The sequence below is a fragment of the Rhodococcus sp. ACS1 genome, from assembly GCF_002300155.1.
In the GTDB taxonomy this organism is placed as follows: Bacteria; Actinomycetota; Actinomycetes; order Mycobacteriales; family Mycobacteriaceae; genus Rhodococcus_F; species Rhodococcus_F koreensis.
The window spans coordinates 1-1653 of record NZ_NSDZ01000023.1; the positions used below are offsets into that span (position 1 = coordinate 1).

General features: G+C 63.6%; 4 protein-coding genes. All 4 read left to right on the plus strand.

Annotation, left to right across the window (positions count from 1 at the left end):
- Positions 1–349: 349 nt before the first annotated feature.
- Positions 350–505 carry a hypothetical protein gene (locus CJ179_RS52065; protein WP_179377995.1) on the plus strand — a complete coding sequence of 52 codons (156 nt, stop codon included), beginning with the start codon at positions 350–352 and terminating at the stop codon, positions 503–505.
- Between the two features lie 166 nt (positions 506–671).
- Positions 672–935, plus strand: a complete 264-nt coding sequence (locus CJ179_RS50385; protein WP_095866532.1) for a hypothetical protein — start codon at positions 672–674, stop codon at positions 933–935.
- A 104-nt stretch (positions 936–1039) separates the two neighbouring features.
- Entirely contained in the window at positions 1040–1264 is a 225-nt protein-coding gene (locus tag CJ179_RS50390; protein WP_095866533.1) for a hypothetical protein, read from the plus strand.
- A gap of 38 nt (positions 1265–1302) precedes the next feature.
- Positions 1303–1497, plus strand: a complete 195-nt coding sequence (locus tag CJ179_RS50395) for a hypothetical protein (RefSeq protein WP_054248534.1) — start codon at positions 1303–1305, stop codon at positions 1495–1497.
- Positions 1498–1653: the final 156 nt, after the last annotated feature.

The following is a 1653-nucleotide window of genomic DNA, read 5'->3' on the forward strand; positions in this document are numbered from 1 at the left end:
ATGGTGAAGCGCTCCCAGGCCGAAGGCGTCGAGAAGAACATCCGACTCGACGGTGCGCACCGCGCCTGCGGCGACGCAGAAGCCGCCCGCACGGTCCTCCAGGGCATCGCAGACGGCCCTACCGGCACTCCTGCACCCTTCTTGCGGCCGAGACGCCGCTCACCGCCGTGACGTGGTCGCTACGACCCCTTCCGGCGAACTGTTCGCAGACTGAGTCCTGCCCGGCTGTCGCACCTGGGGACCTGCCAAACCAGCAGGTCAGACCAGTGTCAGCCCAGGTGGCTCAGTTTCGCTGGTGTGTAAGCCCAAAATGGCTCCGGCTGCGACCCCTCCGACATTGGAGAACGCCATGGCGAACTACGCCGACCACCAGCCCGAACCGACTGTTTGCGAGCAGCTCGGCTACCACGACCCGAGAGCGGACGGCGCCTGCCGATACGGCTGTGACGTCAGCCTCCCGCTGCCCGGCCCACGCACCCAGACGAACGGCCTCCCGGAGTTCTGACCCCGCAACGAGAACGCCCGAACCACGAGGGAGGTGGCCGGGCGTTCGGGGTGAACAGTTCGATACCTGGGACGAGGCGAATGCCTACGCGCTCGCCGGAGGGTGCTTCGAAAATGTGCTCTTACCTGCATAGATGACACGTCCCCTTCATTGGAAAGAAGATGACATGCCCAAACCTTCCGGCCACGACACTCCGCGCCGCACCGTTCACGTGATCGACCGCAGTGGATGGGGGACCGGCGGCGCCCACCCTGCGATCCGTGCTCTCACGCTGATCTGGACGTGCCCCACTTGCCAAGGCCCGCGGGGAATCCCGCAGAAACACCGCTTCCACGAGGACGGCGAATGGCTGACCTGTGACCGATGGGACAACCCGTGCGGCCACGTCGACATGTATGTGTCGGTCCTGAACGAATCCCGAAACGGGTAGAGGACTAGGACGGGTTTCTTTGTGGGACTTAATTCAAGGGTTGCAACATTACATTGTCGCGCTGTAATGTATTTCTCGTAAGTCCGACACGGAAGGTCACCGTCATGAACGACAGCACCGCCGTCATCACCGCAGACATCGTCACCATAGCTCGCCAGCTCGACTGGGGATCGATCGTGATCCGAGACGGACAGATCACCGCGGTCGCTCTGGACGACGAGGTAGAAGGAGACGAAATTCTTGCCGACCACTTCGACCTGTGCGAACTGGCGGAGTCTGCGAGCGACGCCGCCATTGCGGTAGAGCTGAACGCGACTTCGCGCGACTGACCCGCAGACCCCAGTAATCCCACTGACAAGGAGTTCTCATGTCCCACGCCCTCGCCGAAGCCATTACCCCGGACCACCCCCGCGACCGCATCGTCGGCGTGCACGGATACCACCGCGACGAGGCGGGTTCGCGGTTCGCGACTGTCCGCCTCGCCGACGGCTCCAAGGCCGAGATCGACCTCCTCGACATCTTCATCTCGCACCCGATCCGAGAGGTCGCCGCAGCGGCCTGACACACATCCGAAAGCCTCACCTACCCAGTTGAAAGGACCCCGCAATGCACGTCGAAGCGAACACCGAAGCGGGGAAGGCGGAACGGTGAACGAGTATTTCCCGCCCGACTGGGACAACCGCCCCCGCGTCGAACCCTGGAACGGCCACATCACCCG